Genomic DNA, 16,720 nt, shown 5'->3' on the forward strand with positions numbered 1-16,720 from the left:
GTCAGCGGGCCCTCTCGTCGGAGACGATGCGGCCGTCGCGCAGCGTGACGAGACGGTCGGCATGACCGGCCAGGGCCGCGTCGTGGGTCACCAGGACGAGCGTGCTGCCCAGCGCGCGGTTCAACCCCACGATCAGCTCGATGATGCGCTCGCCGGTGGCGGAGTCGAGATTGCCCGTCGGCTCGTCGGCCAGCAGGAGGGCGGGCCGCCGCGCCACCGCGCGCGCCACCGCCACGCGCTGCTGCTCGCCGCCCGAGAGCTGCACGGGGTAGTGGTCGGCGCGCTCGCCGAGGCCCAGCTCACCGAGCAGCGCGCGCGCCCGCGGCAGCGCGTCGGGCTCGCCGGCCAGCTCGAGCGGCACCGCGACGTTCTCCTCCGCGGTGAGGGTCGGCACGAGATGAAAGGACTGGAAGATGTAGCCGATGGTGTCGAGGCGGAAGCGCGCGAGCGCGTCCTCGTCGAGGCGCGTGAGGTTCACGCCGCCCACCGTGATCGTGCCCGCGGTGGGGCGGTCGAGGCCGGCGATGAGTCCGAGCAGCGTGGACTTGCCGCTGCCGGACGGGCCCGCCACCGCGAGGAACTGGCGCGCGGGCACCTCGAGGGATACGTCGGAGAGCACCGACACCGACCGGCCGCCGCTCGCGAAACGCATGCCGAGCCCGGCGATCGAGACCATGATTGGGGCCCATACTACACTAGCGACATGAGGTGTCCGCTCCCGCAGGCCGCGCGCGCGTGACCCGGCTCGTGCGTCGCACCTTCCTTGCCGCGCTCGCCGCGCTCTGGCTCGCCGCTCCCGCCACCGCGCAGGGCGAGCGCGTCATCGTCGCCTTCGGCGACAGCCTCACCGCTGGCTACGGCGTGGCGCCCGAGGAGTCCTACCCCGCGCTGCTCGGGGCGCGGTTGCGGGCGGAAGGCCTCCCGTACCGTGTCGTCAATGCCGGTGTGTCCGGCGACACCACTGCGGGTGGGCTTCGCCGCGTCGACTGGGCGCTCAAGCTCAAGCCCGAGATCGCGCTGGTCGAGCTGGGGGCCAACGACGCCCTGCGCGGCCAGGACCTCGAGACGACGCGCGCCAACCTCGACGCCATCGTGGCCCGCTTCGAGGCGGGCGGCGCGCGCGTGCTCCTCCTGGGGATGCGGCTGCCGCCCAACTACGGCGGCCGTTACGCGGCCGCGTTCGAAAAGGTGTACACGGACGTCGCGCGTGATCGCAAGGTCCCGCTGATGCCGTTCTTCCTCGACGGGGTGGGGGCGGTGGGGCGGCTCAATCAGGCCGACGGAATCCATCCCACCGCGGAAGGCTATCGGCTCATCGTCGCGCGTCTGTGGCCGCATCTCACGCCTCTTCTACGTTGAAAAATCAGGGGCATTCGGCCTAACATGAGTGCCGGCAGTGCACCCGGCTTCCGTCCCGAACCGTGACCCTGAGCCAGGGGGAACCATGACCACCAAGTCCGACGAGTTCTCGCTGGATGCCAAGTTCACCCACGAGGAGGGGCTCGTCTTCCTCTCCGGCATCCAGGCGCTCGTGCGTCTCCCCCTCGACCAGCACCGCGCGGACCGCCGGCGCGGCCTGCGCACCGCTACGTTCATCTCCGGCTATCGCGGCTCGCCGCTGGGCGGCTTCGATCAGACGCTCGAGCGCTACGGCAAGCTCCTCGCCGAGCATCACGTGGTGTTCTCCTCCGGGCTCAACGAAGATCTCGGCGCCACCGCCGTCTTCGGCAGCCAGATGGTGAACTCGTTCCCGCGCCCGAAGTATGACGGCGTGCTCGGCATGTGGTACGGCAAGGCGCCCGGCGTCGACCGGACGGGCGACGTGTTCAAGCATGCGAACTACGCGGGGGTAGGCAAGAACGGCGGCGTGCTCGCCCTCGCCGGCGACGATCCCATCTCGAAGTCGTCGACGCTCCCCAGTCACTCGGAGTGGGCGCTCTACGACGCCTTCATGCCCACCCTCTTCCCGGGCAACGTGCAGGAGATCCTCGACCTCGGACTCCACGGCTTCATGCTCTCCCGTATCTCGGGCCTCTGGGCCGCGCTCAAGATCGTCACCAACGTGGCCGACGAGACGGGGACGGTCGAGGTCGGCGCCTCGCGGATCGATCCCGTCATTCCCACCGTCGAGCTGGACGGCAAGCCCTTCCATCACCAGATCAACCTCAACATCATCCCGCCCTACGGCCTCGACATGGAGCGCACGATCCACCTCGCGCGCGTCGAGCTGGCCCGACGCTACGCGTGGGAGAACAAGCTCAACCGGATCACCGTGCCGACGCCGGACGCGTGGCTCGGCATCCTCACCACCGGCAAGACGTACTACGACGTGCGCCAGGCCTTCGCCGAGCTGGGCCTCGACGACGCGGGGCTGCGCCGCTACGGGATTCGCATCCTCCAGATGGGCCTCATGTTCCCCATGGAGCCGCGCATCATCCGCGAGTTCGCCCGGGGCCTCGAGGAAGTGCTGGTCGTCGAGGAGAAGCGCCCGTTCCTCGAGATGTTCGCCAAGGATCTCCTCTACGGTCTGCCCGACCGGCCGCGCGTGGTAGGGAAGCAGGACGAGGAGGAGCGCGCCCTCATCCCGTCCACGGGCGAGCTCGACTCCGACACCATCGCCCGCGCGATCGCCAAGCGGCTGGCGCGCAAGACCCGCATCGAGTCGGCGGAGGCGCGCATCCAGCACCTCGACGAGCTCAAGCGCCGGCCGCGCACGCTCACGCTGGCCCGCACCGCGTACTTCTGCTCGGGCTGCCCCCATAACCGCTCCACGGTCGTGCCGGACGGCGCGGTGGCCGCGGCCGGCATCGGCTGCCACGGGATGGCGATGGGTATGGACCGCGGCATCATCGGCGTCACCCACATGGGCGGCGAGGGCGCGCAGTGGGTGGGCATCGCGCCGTTCACCGAGACGAAGCACATGTTCCAGAACATCGGGGACGGCACGCTGTTCCATTCGGGCAAGCTCGCCATCGACTACGCGGTGGCCTCGGGCGTCAACATCACCTACAAGATTCTCTACAACGCCGCGGTGGCGATGACGGGCGGGCAGGCCGCGGCGGGCGCCATCGGCATCCCCTCGCTGACGCGGCAGCTCCAGTCGGAAGGCGTGAAGCGGATCATCATCACGACCGACTACCCCGACAAGTATCGGCGCGTGGCCGTCGCCGCCGAGGTGTGGCACCGCGACCGGCTCATCGAGGCCCAGTCCATCCTCGCCGCCACCCCCGGCGTCACCGTGCTCATCCACGACCAGCAGTGCGCGGCGGAGAAGCGGCGCCTGCGCAAGCGCGGGCGGCAGAAGGACCCGGACCAGCGGGTGTTGATCAACGAAAGAGTCTGCGAGGGCTGCGGCGACTGCGGCAAGAAGTCCAACTGTCTGTCCGTGCAGCCGGTGGAGACCGAGTTCGGCCGGAAGACCCAGATCCACCAGTCCTCCTGCAACAAGGACTACTCGTGCCTGCTCGGCGACTGCCCCTCGTTCCTGACCATTGAGCACGTGGGCGAGCCCCTTAAAAAGGAGAAGCGGCTGCCCCCGCTGGAGGACGTGCTGCCGGAGCCCGTGCTGAAGGTGCCCGCCGACGGCTTCGCCGTGCACATGATGGGCATCGGCGGCACCGGGGTGGTGACGGTGAGCCAGATTCTTGGCACCGCCGCCCTTCTCGACGGCAAGCACGTGCGCGGCCTCGACCAGACGGGCCTCAGCCAGAAGGGCGGCCCCGTCGTCTCCGACCTCAAGATCTCGTCGCGGCCGCTCGTCGCCGCCAACAAGATCTCGGCGGGCGGGTCGGACCTCTACCTCGGCTTCGACCTGCTCGTGGCCACCGATCCCATGAACCTCGACAAGGCGGAGTCGGGCCGGACCATCGCGGTGGTCTCCACGAGCAAGATTCCCACCGGGCAGATGGTGGTGGACACCACCGTGCAGTTCCCCGAGCTCGGCAGCGCCCTCCTCAACGTCGACCGCGTCACCCGGAAGGACGAGAACGTCTACCTCGACGCCCAGGCCATGGCGGAAGGCCTCTTCAACGACCACATGGCGACGAACCCGCTCCTGATCGGCGCCGCGTATCAGGCGGGCGCGCTGCCCATCTCCGCGGCCAGCATCGAGCGCGCCATCCGCCTCAACGGCGTGTCGGTGGACATGAACCTCCTCGCCTTCCGCTGGGGCCGCATGGCGGTGGTGGACGGCAAGCGTGTCGAGTCGGCGGTGCGCGTCGCCACCGGCCGCGAGGCGAAGGCGGTGATGCTCTCCGCCGAGGCGCGCGCGCTGGTCGACGCGGTCAAGGCGGCGGCGCCCGGCTCGACGCTGCGGCGACTGCTCGAGGTGCGCGTGCCGGAGCTCATCGCCTATCAGGACACGGCGTACGCGCGCCGCTACGTGGAGTTCGTGGACAAGGTCTCGCAGGCCGAGGCTCAGGCCGTGCCGGGGCGCACCGGGCTCACCGAAACGGTGGCGCGGCATCTCCACAAGCTGATGGCGTACAAGGACGAGTACGAGGTGGCGCGCCTGCACCTGGACGCGGCGCTCGAGGCGGAGCTCCACGCGCGCTTCGGCCCCCGCATCAAGGTCTTCTGGCACCTGCACCCGCCGCTGCTCCGGGCCCTCGGCCTCGAGAAGAAGCTCAAGCTCGGCACGTGGTTCCGCCCGGCGTTCCAGATGCTCTACGCGCTCCGGCGCCTGCGAGGCACCGCGCTCGATCCCTTCGGTCACGCCGAGGTGCGCCGGGTGGAGCGGGCGCTACCCGTCGAGTACATGCAGCAGATCGACGCGGCGCTGCGGCGGCTGGGCCCCCCCACGCATGACGCGGCGGTGGCCCTGGCCGAGCTGCCCGACCAGATCCGCGGCTACGAGCAGGTGAAGCTGGACACCGTGAAGCGGTATCGCGAGGCGGCGACGGCGCTGCTCGCGAAGGCCACTCAACCCGCATGACCCCGGAGGGCACTCAACGGTGAGACGGGCGCTGGTAGTGGGTGCGGCACTGATGCTGGCGGGATGCGCGACCATGGAGGACAAGGCGCCTCTCTCCGGCGAGGCGACGCTCAAGGACAAGGACGGCAAGCAGGTCGGCGTGGCGACCTTGATCCAGCAGCCGGATGGGGTGCGCATCGTCGTCACGGGTTACCGCCTGCCGCCGGGCGTGCACGGGCTGCACATTCACGCCGTCGGGCAGTGTCAGCCGCCGGAGTTCACCACGGCGGGCGCCCACTTCAACCCGACGGGCAAGAAGCACGGCACGCAGAACCCGGAGGGCGCGCACGCAGGCGACCTGCCGAACCTCAACGTGCAGGCCAGCGGCGAGGGCGGCATCGACACCGTCACCAAGGCGGTGACCCTCGGGCCCGGCCCCACCTCGCTGTTCGGAGACAACGGCACCTCCATCGTCATCCACGCGGCCGCCGACGACATGAAGACCGACCCCACCGGCAACAGCGGTGGGCGCATCGCCTGCGGCGTCATCGTCAAATAGCCTCGTGTGGAGCGCCGGTGGCTTCGTCCGGACCGCGGGTCGGGACGGAGCCGCCGGAAAGCCTTCGCTCGTTCGATCTCTTCGAGATGCGAGGCCAACTGGCCCGCGGCTCCTCGCCTTGACAGCCTTTGCCGCTGGTGCCTATAGTCGCGCCGGGTCACCGCCGCCATGGCCTTGTCACCCGAAGGTCGCACACAGTAAGCGCACGTTCGATGGCTACGCGTGTGCTCATCACGGGCGCCGGCGGCGGCGGGGCCGGCAACCTGATCCGCGATCTCCGCGTGGTGGAGCCGGCGCTCGTGGTCGTGGGCGTGTACGACGATCGCTTCACGCTGGCGAAATCGTCCGCCGACCGTAACTGGCTCGTCCATCCCCCCGGGCATCCCGATTACCTGGCGAGTGTTCGCCGCGTCATTGCCCGCGAGCGCGTGGACGTGGCGATGCCCACCTCGGATCCCGCGGTGCTCGCGATGGCGCGCGGCCGCGAGCGCCTGCCGTGCCGCCTCTTCCTGCCCGACGCCGGCGTCGTCGCCCTCTGCCAGGACAAGTACGCGCTGAATTGCCGCCTCGCCGCCGCGGGCGTGCCGGTCGCGGAGACGGTGCCGCTGCGCGCGCTGGGCGACGTGGAGGACGCCTTCGCACGCCTCGCCCGTCACGACACCGTGTGGTGCCGCGTGCGCGCCGGCTCGGGCTCGGTGGGCGCGATTCCGGTGCGGCGCGCCGAGCAGGCGCGGGCGTGGATCGAGTACTGGGAGGAGATGCGCGAGGTGCCCGCCTCGTCGTTCACGCTGGCCGAGTACCTGCCGGGACGCGACTACTCCGCTCACACCCTGTGGCAGGACGGGCGGCCGCTCCTCACCAAGACCTGCGAGCGGCTGTCCTACTTCGTGGCCGGTGGCTCGCCCAGCGGGACGTCCTCGGTGTCTGCGCTGTCGAAGACCGGCCAGCACCCGGACGTCGCCGCCGTGTGCGTGGCCGCCGTGCGCGCGGTGGACCCACGGGCCACCGGGATCTTCAATCTCGACCTCAAGGCGAACGCCGCCGGTGTGCCGTGCGTCACCGAGATCAACGCGGGCCGGTTCTCGTCGGGGCCGACCATCTTCGACCTCACCGGCAAGCACTCGATGAGCGGACTCTATCTGCGCCTGGCGCTGGGGGAGCCGGTCGACCTCCACGACGAGTACGATGCGGCCGACGACTACTACGCGCTCCGGGACTTCGACACCGCGCCCGGCGTGTTCCACGCGGACGAGCTGTTCGAGCGCCTCCTGGACGCGCGCGGGGACGATCAATGAGACGCGCGCTCCCGTTGATCGGGCTCGCGGGTGCGCTCGGCGCGCTGCTCGTGACGGCGCCGTGGTCCGCGCGCGGGCAGACGGTGCCCGCGCCGGCGGCGGGTTGCCACATCCTGGACGGGACGTTCGCCGCGATGCCGGCGCCCTCCGGCACGGTGGTGGTTCCCGTGATCATCCACTACATGGCGCTGGACCTGAGCAGCGTGCCGCCGGGGACCAGCTTCGACGCCGAGGCCAATCATGTGGCGGAGGTGCTCAAGCCCGGCAAGAAGAAGGAGCTCGAAGACCTGTTCGCGCCCCCCGAGCCCGGTGTCCACCCCGACGAGCAGAACGTGAATCATGTCTGGGATCGCTTCGGGGTCCGTCTGGCGGTCATCCGGACGGAGCGATGCGAGTTCACATGGGCCGACGTCGGGAAAGTCCCGGTGCCGGCGCCGAAGCCCGCCGACCTCGCGCTGCTGCGCGCGGTGGCGCACCGCTTCAACACGCCCGGCTTTCATGGCCTCAATCTGTTTCAATGGCCGAAGATCGGCTCGTCGATCTCCGGGTATGGCTCGACGCCGAGGGCGGACGGTCCATTCCCCGGCGCCGGGGCCGTCTGGTTTCACGTCTCTACGCTGTCCGACATCGAGCCCGGCAAGCCGCCGAATCCCCGTAGCGTGGTGCGAACGATGGCGCACGAGGTGGGCCACTTCTTCACGTTGACGCATCGCTGCACGAATCGCCTCGATGAGCCAGAGGTGCCCAGCTGCCCGGAACGCGGCACGAGCGGCATGCTGATGAGCTCATTCTCTGACGGCATCGGCCTCAACGACTGTGAGGAGCGGAAGGCCCGTCAAGGCGTCACGAAGGTCCTGCAGGGTACCCCCATCTCGACACAGGAGGAGATCGCATGCCCGGTTCCGGAAAGATAGAGAAGGGCGACAAGTGGCACATCGAGATCGAGCTGAAGGGGCCCGTCTCGAAGGACAAGGCGGACGATTTCACGTCGGAGCTCAACAAGCTCCTGAAGAAGTACCGGGCCAAGATGACCAAGGGGGAGACGGTCTCCGAGGACGAATGACGGGCGTGACGCCAATGAGTGGACGGGACGGCGAGGGCGCGGCGGCGCCCGGGGAGCGGCTCCGCCTCCCCGCTCCGGACGACCGTGTCGCCGCCGAAGCGCTGGCGCTGGAGATTCGACGACTCGCCCGCCAGCACGGCATCGAGGTCAAGAGCGTGCGCGTCGAGGCGGGAGAGCTCGACGCGGATCCCGCGGAGCCCGCCGCGGGCTAGCCCGCCCCGCCGCCGGGCAGCCGCGTGAGCAGCGCGCGACACTGCGCGGCGAGCGGTCGCATTCCGAGCTGCTCGGCGAGGGCGACTGCCGCCTCGGCCTGCTCGCGGGCGCCGCGCGCGTCGGGCGGGCTCGCGGCCAGCGCGACCTCCGCGCCCAGGCGGAGACTCCATGCCTCGTTGCCCCGCTCGCGGTGCTCGCGCGCCAGCGCGCGGGCGTCGTCGGCGACCCGCCGCGCATCCGCGACCCGCCCCGCCCGGAGATAGCCCTCGCCGAGGCACGCGAGCAGGAGCGCGTGCGCCCCGATCAGCTTCATGGCCGCCGAGCGCTCCACCGCCTGCTCGAGATTCGCCAGGCCCTCCTCGCTCCGTCCGCTGAGGACCTGGGCGTAGCCCAGCGCCGAGGCGATACGGGGAAACCACAGCGGGCTGTTGCCGGCGCGAATGGCCTCGAGCCCGCGCTCGAGGAGGGGAATCGCCCGGTCCATGTCGCCCTGGCGCATGAGCACGTAGCCGAGCCCCGCCGTTGCGGTGGCGAGGCTCAGGGGCTGCTCGACGCGCTCGGCGATGGCCATGGCCTCCTCGCCGCGGGCGATCCCTTCCTCGAACTCGCCGAGCTCCGCCAGGCACCAGACGAGGATGGTGCGCGAATGGATGGCCAGGACCTGCGGCCGCCCGAAGCGCTCGGTTGTGTAGGGGCCCACCAGCCGCTCCACATTCTGGCGGAACAGCACGATGGCGCCCGGGTAGTCAGCGAGCCCGTAGCGCACCTGCCCGAGCCAGGTATTGGTGCCGATCTGAAGCGCGAAGTCGTCGATGCCCCGGGCGAGGGCATGCGCGCGCTCGCCCGCTTCCAGCGCGCGCTCCTGATCGCCGGTCAGCCGGTAGAAGTCGATCTTGTAGGCGTTGACCCAGGCGAGGCGGCGCTCGTCACCGAGCGCGGTGGCGATGGTCTCGGCCTCCTCGAGGCGCCGGAGCTGCTCATCCAGCTCGCCGAGGGGCTGATGCGCGTTGCGCAGGACGAAGCGCAGATCGACGGCGAGGGCCTGGCGCTCCGCGGTACGGGGCAGGTGCTCGAGGGCCTCGAGGGCCTGGTCCAGGAACATCACCGCCTCGCGATTGGCGGAGCGCGCGAAGGCCTTGTCCCCGGCCTGGTGGAGATAGAGGGCGGCCTTGTCCCAGACCTGGCCCTGATAGGCGTGATACGCGAGTCGGTCCATGTGCTCGCCGAGCCGCCCGGCGTACAGGGTCTCCATGGCGGTGAGCACGCGCGCATGGAGCGCGCGCCGTCGGTCGGGCAGGACGCTCGCATAGGCGACTTCCTGGGTGAGAGCGTGCTTGAACGTGAACTCGCGCTCGGGAAACTGGCTGGCCTCGTACAGGAACTCGGAGGCCTGCAGATGAGCCAGGGCGCGAGCCACCGTCTCCTCTGGCACGTCGGCCACCGCAGCGAGCAGGGGGGCAGCGACGTGCCGGCCGATCACCGCGGCGGGCTGGAGCAGCGCCTTCTCGTCGCTCGGCAGCCGGTCGATGCGCGCGGCCAGCACCTCCTCCACGCTGGCGGGCACCTGGATGCTCGGCGCCGGCTGCACGAGGCGGTACGTCCCCCGCTCTCCCGCGAGCGCCCCGGTCTCCACGAGCGTCCGCACGCTTTCCTCGAGGAAGAACGGATTGCCGTCGGTGCGCTCGATGAGCAGGGGCTTGAGGGGCCCGAGGTCGGGCCGCCGGCCGAGCAGGCCGTCGAGCAGCTCCTCGGCGTTCTCGGGCGACAAGGGATCCACTCGGAGCTGGGTGTAGAAGCCCCGGCTGCCCCAGGCGTGCCCATACTCGGGCCGGAACGTGATGAGGATCAGGATGCGCGCGGTGGCGACACCCTCGGCGAGCGCCTCGAGCATCGCCTGGGTTTCGCCGTCGATCCAGTGGGCGTCTTCGAGCACGATGCGCAGCGGCTGCACGCGGCTCTCCCGCACGAGCAGGAGCTTGAACGCCTCCAGGGTCCGGTGGCGGCGCTCGGCCGCATTCATCGCCTCCCATGGCCGGTCGCTCACCCGGACATCGAGCAGCGTGAGGAGCGGGGCGCCGAGGGGGATCAGCGCCTCGTCGAGGGCGGCGAGCTTGGCCATCACCTTGTCCTCGATGAGGCGCGCGTCGTCGCCGGCCTCCACGCGGAAATAGTCGCGGAGCAGCTCGATCGCGGTGAGGTACGGCGCGGTGGCGCCCATCGAGACGCCGGCCGCCTCCAGGGCCAGACAGTCCTGCTTGGCCTCGGCGTGTGTGAACTCCCAGACGAGACGTGACTTGCCGACGCCGGGCTCGCCGACCAGCCCGACGACCTGACCGCGCCCTCGCGCGGCGAGGCTCCAGCGATCCTTCAGGAGCTCGAGCTCGTGCCGGCGTCCCACGAACTTGCCGAGGCGGCCCCAGAGCCCGAGCCCGGTCGCGTCCCGCCCGACCAGCCGATACGCCTGGCCCGTGACCCCGGCCCCGGCTCCCGCCGTCGCGAGCTCGAAGCGCCGCTCCAGGAAGGGCGCGGTGGCCGGGCTGACGATGATGGCGCCGGGCTCGGCGGCAGCGATCAAGGCCTCGAGCAGCGCCGAGGTCCGGAGCTTGGCCGTCTGATCGAGCTGCGGTGTACCTGCCACCTGGCCGACGAGGTACAGGGAAGCATCTAGCGCCATCCGAACGGTGGCCTGTTGGGAGTCGCGCTCGCGGGCGCGCTCGCCGGCCTTCTGGATCGCGAGGGCAGCATTGGCCGCGCGTCGTGGCGCGTCCTCGACGGAATCGAGCCCGAACGAGGCGTCGACGCCGTTCCGCCCCAGGTCCTCCACGCGGCCGCCGAAGCTCACGACCTTCTCGACGAGGGCCTCGATCGCCCGGCTGGCCTCCGACAGCTCGTCGGTGTCGGCCGGCACCTCGATCCGGGCGCGGAGAATCGTGACGCGCCGGCGCTCCCAGCGCAGCGCGGGGGGCGCGGCGACCGGGGCGTGGACGGTGGGCTCGGCGGGCACGGCGGTCGCCGGGGCCCCGCGGCCGACCGTACGGCGCGCCGCGGCGCGCGCCGGGGCCCGGCTCTCGTGGCGGCGCAGGCCGAAGCGCGCGATGCGCGCCCGCAGCGTGTTACGCGAGATCCCGAGCTGCGCGGCCGCACGCGAAATGTTCCAGCCGGTCTCCTCGAGCACCGCCTGGACGTGCTCGCCCATCGCCTCGTCGAGCGAAGCCGCCCGCGGGCCGGCCGTCCCCCCTGCGGGGGCGGTGGGCGTGCCCCCGGCCGACTCGCGAAGCCCGAGCATCGCGCCCGTCACCACCGTCGACTCGCCGAGCAGGGCCACGCGCTCCATCACGTTGGAGAGCTCACGGATGTTGCCGGGCCACGAGTGGGCCAGGAGGCGCGCCCGCGCATCCGCGGCCAGCGTGCGCGGCGGGAGGCCGTAGTCCCCGCAGGCGCGCGCGAGGAACGCGTCGGCGAGACGCAGCACATCGCGTCCCCGCTCCCGCAATGACGGGAGCGTCACCGTGATCACGGCGAGGCGGTGATAGAGATCTTCCCGGAAGCGCCGCGCGCGGATCGCCGCCTGGAGGTCGGCGTTCGTGGCGCTGATCACCCACACGTCGGCCGCCTCGCTCCGGGTGCTGCCGAGGCGGCGCACCGCTCCCTCCTCGAGCGCCTTCAAGAGCTTGGCCTGCAGGGCCTCGGGGAGGAGCCCGATCTCGTCGAGGAACAGGGTCCCGTGATGCGCGGTCTGAAAGAGACCGGGCTTGGCCTGCCGGGCGTCCGTGAATGCTCCACGCTCGAATCCAAACAGCTCGGCCTCGAGCAAGGGCTCCGGGATGGCCGCGCAGTTGACGTCCACGAACGGGCCGCGGGCGCGCGGGCTCGACTGATGAAGGATGTGAGCGACCAGCCCCTTGCCCGAACCGGTGGGGCCCCCGATCAGGACCGCCGGGAGCCGGCGGCCTCCCTGCGGCCGTGCGAGCAGGCGCCGGATCTGGGTCCGCACGGCCTCCATCGCCGGGCTCTCCCCGAGCAGCTGGTCCAGGGGATCCATGGTGCCCCCAGGCTAACCGGGTCAGGAGTTGACCGCTCAGGTATTTACCAGTTGACTGGTCACCCACGCTGCACATGACACGTAACTATTTGACTTAATGGATAATTCTCCTGGCATCAACCTTGCCACTACAGGACGTCATGGACGCGGGCCTAAACACCAGCCGCAAGGAGGATGTCATGCGTCGTGGTCGCCTTCGATACGTGCTGATCGCCGCGCTGTGGCTCATCGTGGCCTGGGCGTTCGCCGCCGAGGTCATGCTCGCGCACCGCTCGGAGCCGGTCGACGCGCTGACGTGGGAGGAGGCCCGTGATGCCGGCCGCTGAGCCTTCCACGGGCCCCCGCTACGGCATGGGGTCGCTGCGCTTCCTGCACGCCGACCCGCGTCGCGCCATCGCCGACGAGCACATCGTCTGCCTGATGTGCGGGCGTGCGCTGCGCCAGCTCACCAACACCCATCTGCGCCTGCACCGCATCACCACCACCGACTACAAGGCGCGCTTCGGCTATAACCGCGGGCGGCCGCTGATGGCGCGGACCCTCCTTCGTGTCTATGCGGAGCGTGCGGTGCGCACGGGTCTCGCCGACCGCATCCGGCTCCGGCCCATCGTGAGCCGGCCCGAGCTGCGCCGGCGCGGAGGTGCGCGTCCGATCGCGCTCGAGGAACGGCTCACGCGGCGGGAGGCGCAGCGGCGCCCGCAGGGGATCACGCCATGACCAGCCACGACCTGGCCGACCTTCGGATGACGTGCGCGCGCTGCGAGGCGGTGAGCGGCCCTGGCTCGCGCTTCTGCGAGTCGTGCGGCGCGCCGCTGATGGCGGCGTGCCCGCGCTGCGGCGTGGCGGTGGCGGCGGGGGCGAGGTTCTGCCGCGGGTGCGGCGGGTCGCTCGGCCCGGCGCACCCGCACCCCGGTGAGGGGAACGCCCCCCTCGACTACACGCCGGCCCATCTGGTCTCCACGATCCTCGGGGCGGCCGGCGCGCGGGAGGGCGAGCGCAAGCAGGTCACCGTGCTGTTCTGCCGGCTCGCCGGCGCGGCGGGGCTCGCCGCCTCGCTGGGCGCCGAGCGCATGCACGCGCTGCTCGAGCGCTTCTTCGCGCTCGGCCTCGCCGAGATCCAGCGCTACGAGGGTACGATCAACCAGTATCTCGACGACGGATTCATGGCGCTGTTCGGCGCGCCCATCGCGCGCGAGGACCACGCGCGCCGCGCCGTCCTGTCCGCCCTGGGCCTGCAGCGGGCCGCGCGGGAGCTGGGCCATGGCGACGCCGCCGGCGGGCTCGCGACGGCCGCGCGCATCGGGATCAACACCGGCGGGGTCGTGGTGGGAGCCATCGGCGACGAGCAGCGCACGGACTACACCGCCGTCGGCGACACCACCAACGTGGCCTGGCGGCTCGCGCAGGAAGCGGGCGCCGGCGACATCCTCGTCGGGGAGAGCACCGCCCTGCTCGCCCAGGGCTACGTGCGAATGGAGACCCTGTCCACGCTGGCCCTCAAGGGCAAGACGACGCCGGTCGCGGTGCGCCGCGTGCTCGGACCAGGGCCCCGGCGCTCGCGCCTCGACGCAACCGCGGGCCGCGCGCTCACCGAGTTCGTGGGGCGCGAGGAGGAGATGGCGCACCTGGAGGCGATGCTGGCGCGCGCGGAGGCCGGTCGCGGCCAGGTGCTGGGCGTGGTGGGCGAGCCGGGCGTCGGCAAATCGCGGCTGCTCGCCGAGCTCCGCCGCCGTCTCGCTGGGCGTCCGGTCACCTGGCTCGAGGGCCACTGCGTGCCGTATGGCCATGGCATGCCCTATCTGCCCGTCCTCGAAATCCTCCGGCAGCACTGCGGGCTCGCCGAGGACGACCGGTCGGAGATCGCCGCCGTCAAGCTCCGGGCCTGTCTCAGGGAGGCGGGGCTCGATCCCGCCGCCGACGCGACCCCGCTGCTCGACCTGTTCAGGCTCGCCGACGGGTCGGCCTCCGGCCGCCCGCAGGTCGGGGGGGCGATGCAGGCGCGAACCTTCGAGGTCCTCCGCCGTCTGATCCTCGGAGGCAGCCCGGGCCGGCCGCTGGTGATCGTGATCGAGGATCTGCACTGGATCGACGCGATCTCCGAGGAGTACGCCGCCTCGCTCGTGGAGCGGGTGGGGGCCGCGGCCGTGCTCCTCGTCTTCACCTATCGCCCCGGCTACCGGCCGCGCTGGATCGACCGGTCCTCCGGCACCCAGCTCGCCCTCACGCCGCTCGGCCCGGCGGAGAGCCGCGCCATCGTGCGCGCCTCCGCGCTGCCCGCCGAGACGGCCGACCGCATCCTCGAGCGGGCCGAAGGCAACCCGCTGTTCCTCGAGGAGCTGGCGCGCGCCGCCGCGAGCGCGGGTGGCCGTGGCTCGGAGGTGTCGGTCCCCGACACCGTGCACGACGTCCTCAGCGCACGGGTGGATCATCTGCCGGAGACGGCGCGCCGCGTGCTCCAGTGCGCGGCGGTGCTGGGGCGGGAGTTCTCCGCCCGGCTGCTTCGCGCGGTGTGGGACGGGCCCGAGAGCCAGCTCGACGAGGACCTGCGCGAGCTCGGACGCCTCGAGTTCCTCGAGGAGCGCTTCGGCGTGGGCGAGCCCACGTTCGGGTTCAAGCACGCCCTCGTGCAGGATGTGATCTACGGGAGCCTGCTCGAGCGGCAGCGTCGCGCCGCGCACGGGCGCGCGGGCCGGGCCCTCGAGGAGTTCCACGCCGGACGCCTCGACGAGGTGATCGATCGCCTCATGCACCACTTCGCGCGCGGCGACGATCCCGCGCGCGCGGCCGCCTACGCCCAGTTCGCCGCGGAGCGGGGCTCGCTCACGCTCGCCTCCGGCTAACGCGCCGCGCTAACCGGCCGGCGCCCGGGCGGCGGTCGTTCGAGATCCCGAACAGTTGTCGGGTTCTCGACGATCACGTATATTTTCTACCCGTAGCACCCCAACATTCCGGGAACCCCGAGCGGGGCGCCCTTCGTTTCCCCACTAGCGGTTCGCATCGACTCGAGGAGGAGTGAACATGCGGAGAAGGACCCTCGTTGCTCTCGGCGCCACTGCGCTCGTCGTGGGCGCGCTGAGCCTTACCCCCGCCATCGGCCAGGGGCCGAAGACCGGCGGCGTGCTCAACGTCATGCTCCGCGAGGATCTGGCGCAGGGCTTCGCCACTCACGAGACCGCCACCGTCGCCACCAGCACCCCCTCGCTGCCCTGCTTCAGCAACCTCGTCTTCTTCGATCCCGCGAAGAAGACGGAGAGCTTGGACACGGTGATCGGCGAGCTGGCCGAGAAGTGGTCGTGGCAGGACAACTACAAGAACCTCGTCTTCTTCCTGAGGAAGGACGTCAAGTGGCACGACGGCAAGCCCTTCACCTCGAAGGACGTGAAGTACACCTTCGACATGGTGCGCGAGTCGCCCGAGGCCACCGCCAAGCTGCGGATCAATCCCAGGAAGGACTGGTACGCCAACGTCGAGCACATCGAGGCGCCGGACCCCTACACGGTGGTCTTCCGTCTGAAGCGCCCGCAGCCCTCGCTGCTCCTCATGCTCGCCTCCGGCTACTCGCCCATCTACGCCGCCCACATCCCGCCCGCCAATTACCGGACGACGTGCGTGGGGACGGGCCCGTTCAAGGTCAAGGAGTGGCGCAAGGGCGAGTTCATCGAGTACGTGAAGAATCCCGACTTCTACATCAAGGGCCGCCCCTACCTCGACGGGCTCAGGTACGTGGTCATCGTCGAGCGCGGCACCCGGACCGCCGCGCTGCAGTCCGGCCAGCTCGACGTGGCCTTCCCCGGCGAGACCGGCCGCACCGCCATGGAGCAGCTGAAGAAGGCGGTGCCGAGCATGGTGTTCCAGCAGGTGGCGCAGAACGTCAGCGACAACATCATCATGAACACGAAGAAGCCGCCGTTCGACAACCCGAAGGTCCGGCTGGCGGTGAGCTACGCCATCGACCGCCGCGGTCTCATCCAGGCCGCACATCAAGGTGGAGCGGTGCTCGGCGCCGCCATGCTGCCCAAGCCCTACGGGGTCTGGGGCATGCTCGAGAAGGACCTCCTCGCCCTGCCCGGCTACGGCAAGCCCGACGAGATGAAGGCCCAGGCCAAGAAGCTTCTCGCCGAGGCCGGTATCACCGCGCAGAACCCCCTCAAGGTCGAGGTCGGCGTGCGCGCCATCGCCATCTACCTCGACATGGCGTCGTTCGTCGTCAACGAGCTCAAGCAGGTCGGCATCGAGGGGACGCTCAAGCAGGTGGAGACGGCGCAGTGGCATCCCATGGCCACGCGGGGCGACTATCAGATGGGCGCCAACCTCACGGGGCTGGGAACCGACGATCCCGACGCCAACTTCTACGAGAACTACGCGTGCGGCTCGCCCCGGAACTACAGCCAGTACTGCAGCGAAGAGGTCATGAAGATGTTCGAGCGCCAGAGCCAGGAGCTCGACCCCAAGAAGCGGGCGGCCATGGTGGTCGACATCCAGAAGAAGCTCGAGCAGGACGCCCCGCGGCCCATCCTCGCCCAACGGCTCGACTACTACGCGCACTGGGCCCACGTGAAGGGTCTCGTCGCCCACAACAACGTCTACAACTTCTCTCGGTTCCAGGACGTCTGGAAGGACAAGTAGCGCGCGCGTG

General features: G+C 70.8%; 13 protein-coding genes. 11 read left to right on the plus strand and 2 right to left on the minus strand.

Annotated features, from left to right (window positions below; genetic code table 11):
• Nucleotide 1 precedes the first annotated feature (1 nt).
• Entirely contained in the window at nucleotides 2-676 is a 675-nt protein-coding gene (locus tag VFX14_04590) for an ABC transporter ATP-binding protein (protein ID HEU5188948.1), read from the minus strand.
• 59 nt (nucleotides 677-735) lie between these two features.
• On the opposite strand from VFX14_04590, the gene VFX14_04595 reads away from it, so the two are divergent.
• The 7 genes from VFX14_04595 (at nucleotide 736) to VFX14_04625 (ending at nucleotide 8,041) form a co-directional block, all read left to right on the plus strand.
• A complete protein-coding gene (locus tag VFX14_04595) occupies nucleotides 736-1,359 on the plus strand; it encodes an arylesterase (protein HEU5188949.1) in 624 nt (207 codons plus the stop codon).
• Between the two features lie 85 nt (nucleotides 1,360-1,444).
• The gene (locus tag VFX14_04600) at nucleotides 1,445-4,933 is read left to right on the plus strand and encodes an indolepyruvate ferredoxin oxidoreductase family protein (protein ID HEU5188950.1); all 3,489 of its coding nucleotides are present in this window, start codon (nucleotides 1,445-1,447) and stop codon (nucleotides 4,931-4,933) included.
• Nucleotides 4,934-5,006: 73 nt separating this feature from the next.
• Nucleotides 5,007-5,471 carry a superoxide dismutase family protein gene (locus tag VFX14_04605; GenBank protein ID HEU5188951.1) on the plus strand — a complete coding sequence of 155 codons (465 nt, stop codon included), beginning with the start codon at nucleotides 5,007-5,009 and terminating at the stop codon, nucleotides 5,469-5,471.
• A 212-nt stretch (nucleotides 5,472-5,683) separates the two neighbouring features.
• Nucleotides 5,684-6,766 (plus strand): hypothetical protein, encoded by a 1,083-nt coding sequence (locus tag VFX14_04610; GenBank protein HEU5188952.1) that lies wholly within the window; start codon nucleotides 5,684-5,686, stop codon nucleotides 6,764-6,766.
• Nucleotides 6,763-7,680 carry a hypothetical protein gene (locus tag VFX14_04615; GenBank protein ID HEU5188953.1) on the plus strand — a complete coding sequence of 306 codons (918 nt, stop codon included), beginning with the start codon at nucleotides 6,763-6,765 and terminating at the stop codon, nucleotides 7,678-7,680. Before VFX14_04610 ends, VFX14_04615 begins: the two co-directional genes overlap by 4 nt.
• Complete coding sequence (locus tag VFX14_04620) at nucleotides 7,659-7,829, plus strand: hypothetical protein (GenBank protein HEU5188954.1); 171 nt, start codon at nucleotides 7,659-7,661, stop codon at nucleotides 7,827-7,829. Before VFX14_04615 ends, VFX14_04620 begins: the two co-directional genes overlap by 22 nt.
• 5 nt (nucleotides 7,830-7,834) lie before the next feature.
• Nucleotides 7,835-8,041, plus strand: coding sequence for a hypothetical protein (locus VFX14_04625; GenBank protein HEU5188955.1), 207 nt, complete (start codon nucleotides 7,835-7,837; stop codon nucleotides 8,039-8,041).
• On the opposite strand, the gene VFX14_04630 is transcribed toward VFX14_04625, so the two are convergent.
• Nucleotides 8,038-12,084, minus strand: a complete 4,047-nt coding sequence (locus tag VFX14_04630; GenBank protein ID HEU5188956.1) for a sigma 54-interacting transcriptional regulator — start codon at nucleotides 12,082-12,084, stop codon at nucleotides 8,038-8,040. The two genes, VFX14_04625 and VFX14_04630, sit on opposite strands and share 4 nt — an antisense overlap.
• A gap of 179 nt (nucleotides 12,085-12,263) precedes the next feature.
• On the opposite strand from VFX14_04630, the gene VFX14_04635 reads away from it, so the two are divergent.
• From VFX14_04635 to VFX14_04650, 4 genes are all read left to right on the plus strand, one after another.
• A complete protein-coding gene (locus tag VFX14_04635; GenBank protein ID HEU5188957.1) occupies nucleotides 12,264-12,410 on the plus strand; it encodes a hypothetical protein in 147 nt (48 codons plus the stop codon).
• Nucleotides 12,397-12,801: a MucR family transcriptional regulator gene (locus tag VFX14_04640; GenBank protein HEU5188958.1), complete on the plus strand. Its 405-nt coding sequence runs from the start codon at nucleotides 12,397-12,399 to the stop codon at nucleotides 12,799-12,801. The genes VFX14_04635 and VFX14_04640 overlap by 14 nt, the downstream gene beginning before the upstream one ends.
• Nucleotides 12,798-14,924: an AAA family ATPase gene (locus VFX14_04645; GenBank protein ID HEU5188959.1), complete on the plus strand. Its 2,127-nt coding sequence runs from the start codon at nucleotides 12,798-12,800 to the stop codon at nucleotides 14,922-14,924. The genes VFX14_04640 and VFX14_04645 overlap by 4 nt, the downstream gene beginning before the upstream one ends.
• A gap of 178 nt (nucleotides 14,925-15,102) precedes the next feature.
• Complete coding sequence (locus VFX14_04650; protein HEU5188960.1) at nucleotides 15,103-16,710, plus strand: ABC transporter substrate-binding protein; 1,608 nt, start codon at nucleotides 15,103-15,105, stop codon at nucleotides 16,708-16,710.
• The last annotated feature ends 10 nt before the right edge of the window (nucleotides 16,711-16,720 follow it).

Source organism: Candidatus Methylomirabilota bacterium (genome assembly GCA_035764725.1).
Lineage (GTDB): Bacteria > Methylomirabilota > Methylomirabilia > Rokubacteriales > CSP1-6 > DASRWT01.

Bases quoted from the DNA above. Each gene is read 5' to 3' on its own strand.
- VFX14_04590 (HEU5188948.1), bottom strand. From the start codon at position 676: ATGGTCTCGATCGCCGGGCTCGGCATGCGTTTCGCGAGCGGCGGCCGG.
- VFX14_04600 (HEU5188950.1), top strand. From the start codon at position 1,445: ATGACCACCAAGTCCGACGAGTTCTCGCTGGATGCCAAGTTCACCCAC.
- VFX14_04605 (HEU5188951.1), top strand. From the start codon at position 5,007: ATGGAGGACAAGGCGCCTCTCTCCGGCGAGGCGACGCTCAAGGACAAG.
- VFX14_04610 (HEU5188952.1), top strand. From the start codon at position 5,684: ATGGCTACGCGTGTGCTCATCACGGGCGCCGGCGGCGGCGGGGCCGGC.
- VFX14_04615 (HEU5188953.1), top strand. From the start codon at position 6,763: ATGAGACGCGCGCTCCCGTTGATCGGGCTCGCGGGTGCGCTCGGCGCG.
- VFX14_04620 (HEU5188954.1), top strand. From the start codon at position 7,659: ATGCCCGGTTCCGGAAAGATAGAGAAGGGCGACAAGTGGCACATCGAG.
- VFX14_04630 (HEU5188956.1), bottom strand. From the start codon at position 12,084: ATGGATCCCCTGGACCAGCTGCTCGGGGAGAGCCCGGCGATGGAGGCC.
- VFX14_04635 (HEU5188957.1), top strand. From the start codon at position 12,264: ATGCGTCGTGGTCGCCTTCGATACGTGCTGATCGCCGCGCTGTGGCTC.
- VFX14_04640 (HEU5188958.1), top strand. From the start codon at position 12,397: ATGCCGGCCGCTGAGCCTTCCACGGGCCCCCGCTACGGCATGGGGTCG.
- VFX14_04645 (HEU5188959.1), top strand. From the start codon at position 12,798: ATGACCAGCCACGACCTGGCCGACCTTCGGATGACGTGCGCGCGCTGC.
- VFX14_04650 (HEU5188960.1), top strand. From the start codon at position 15,103: ATGCGGAGAAGGACCCTCGTTGCTCTCGGCGCCACTGCGCTCGTCGTG.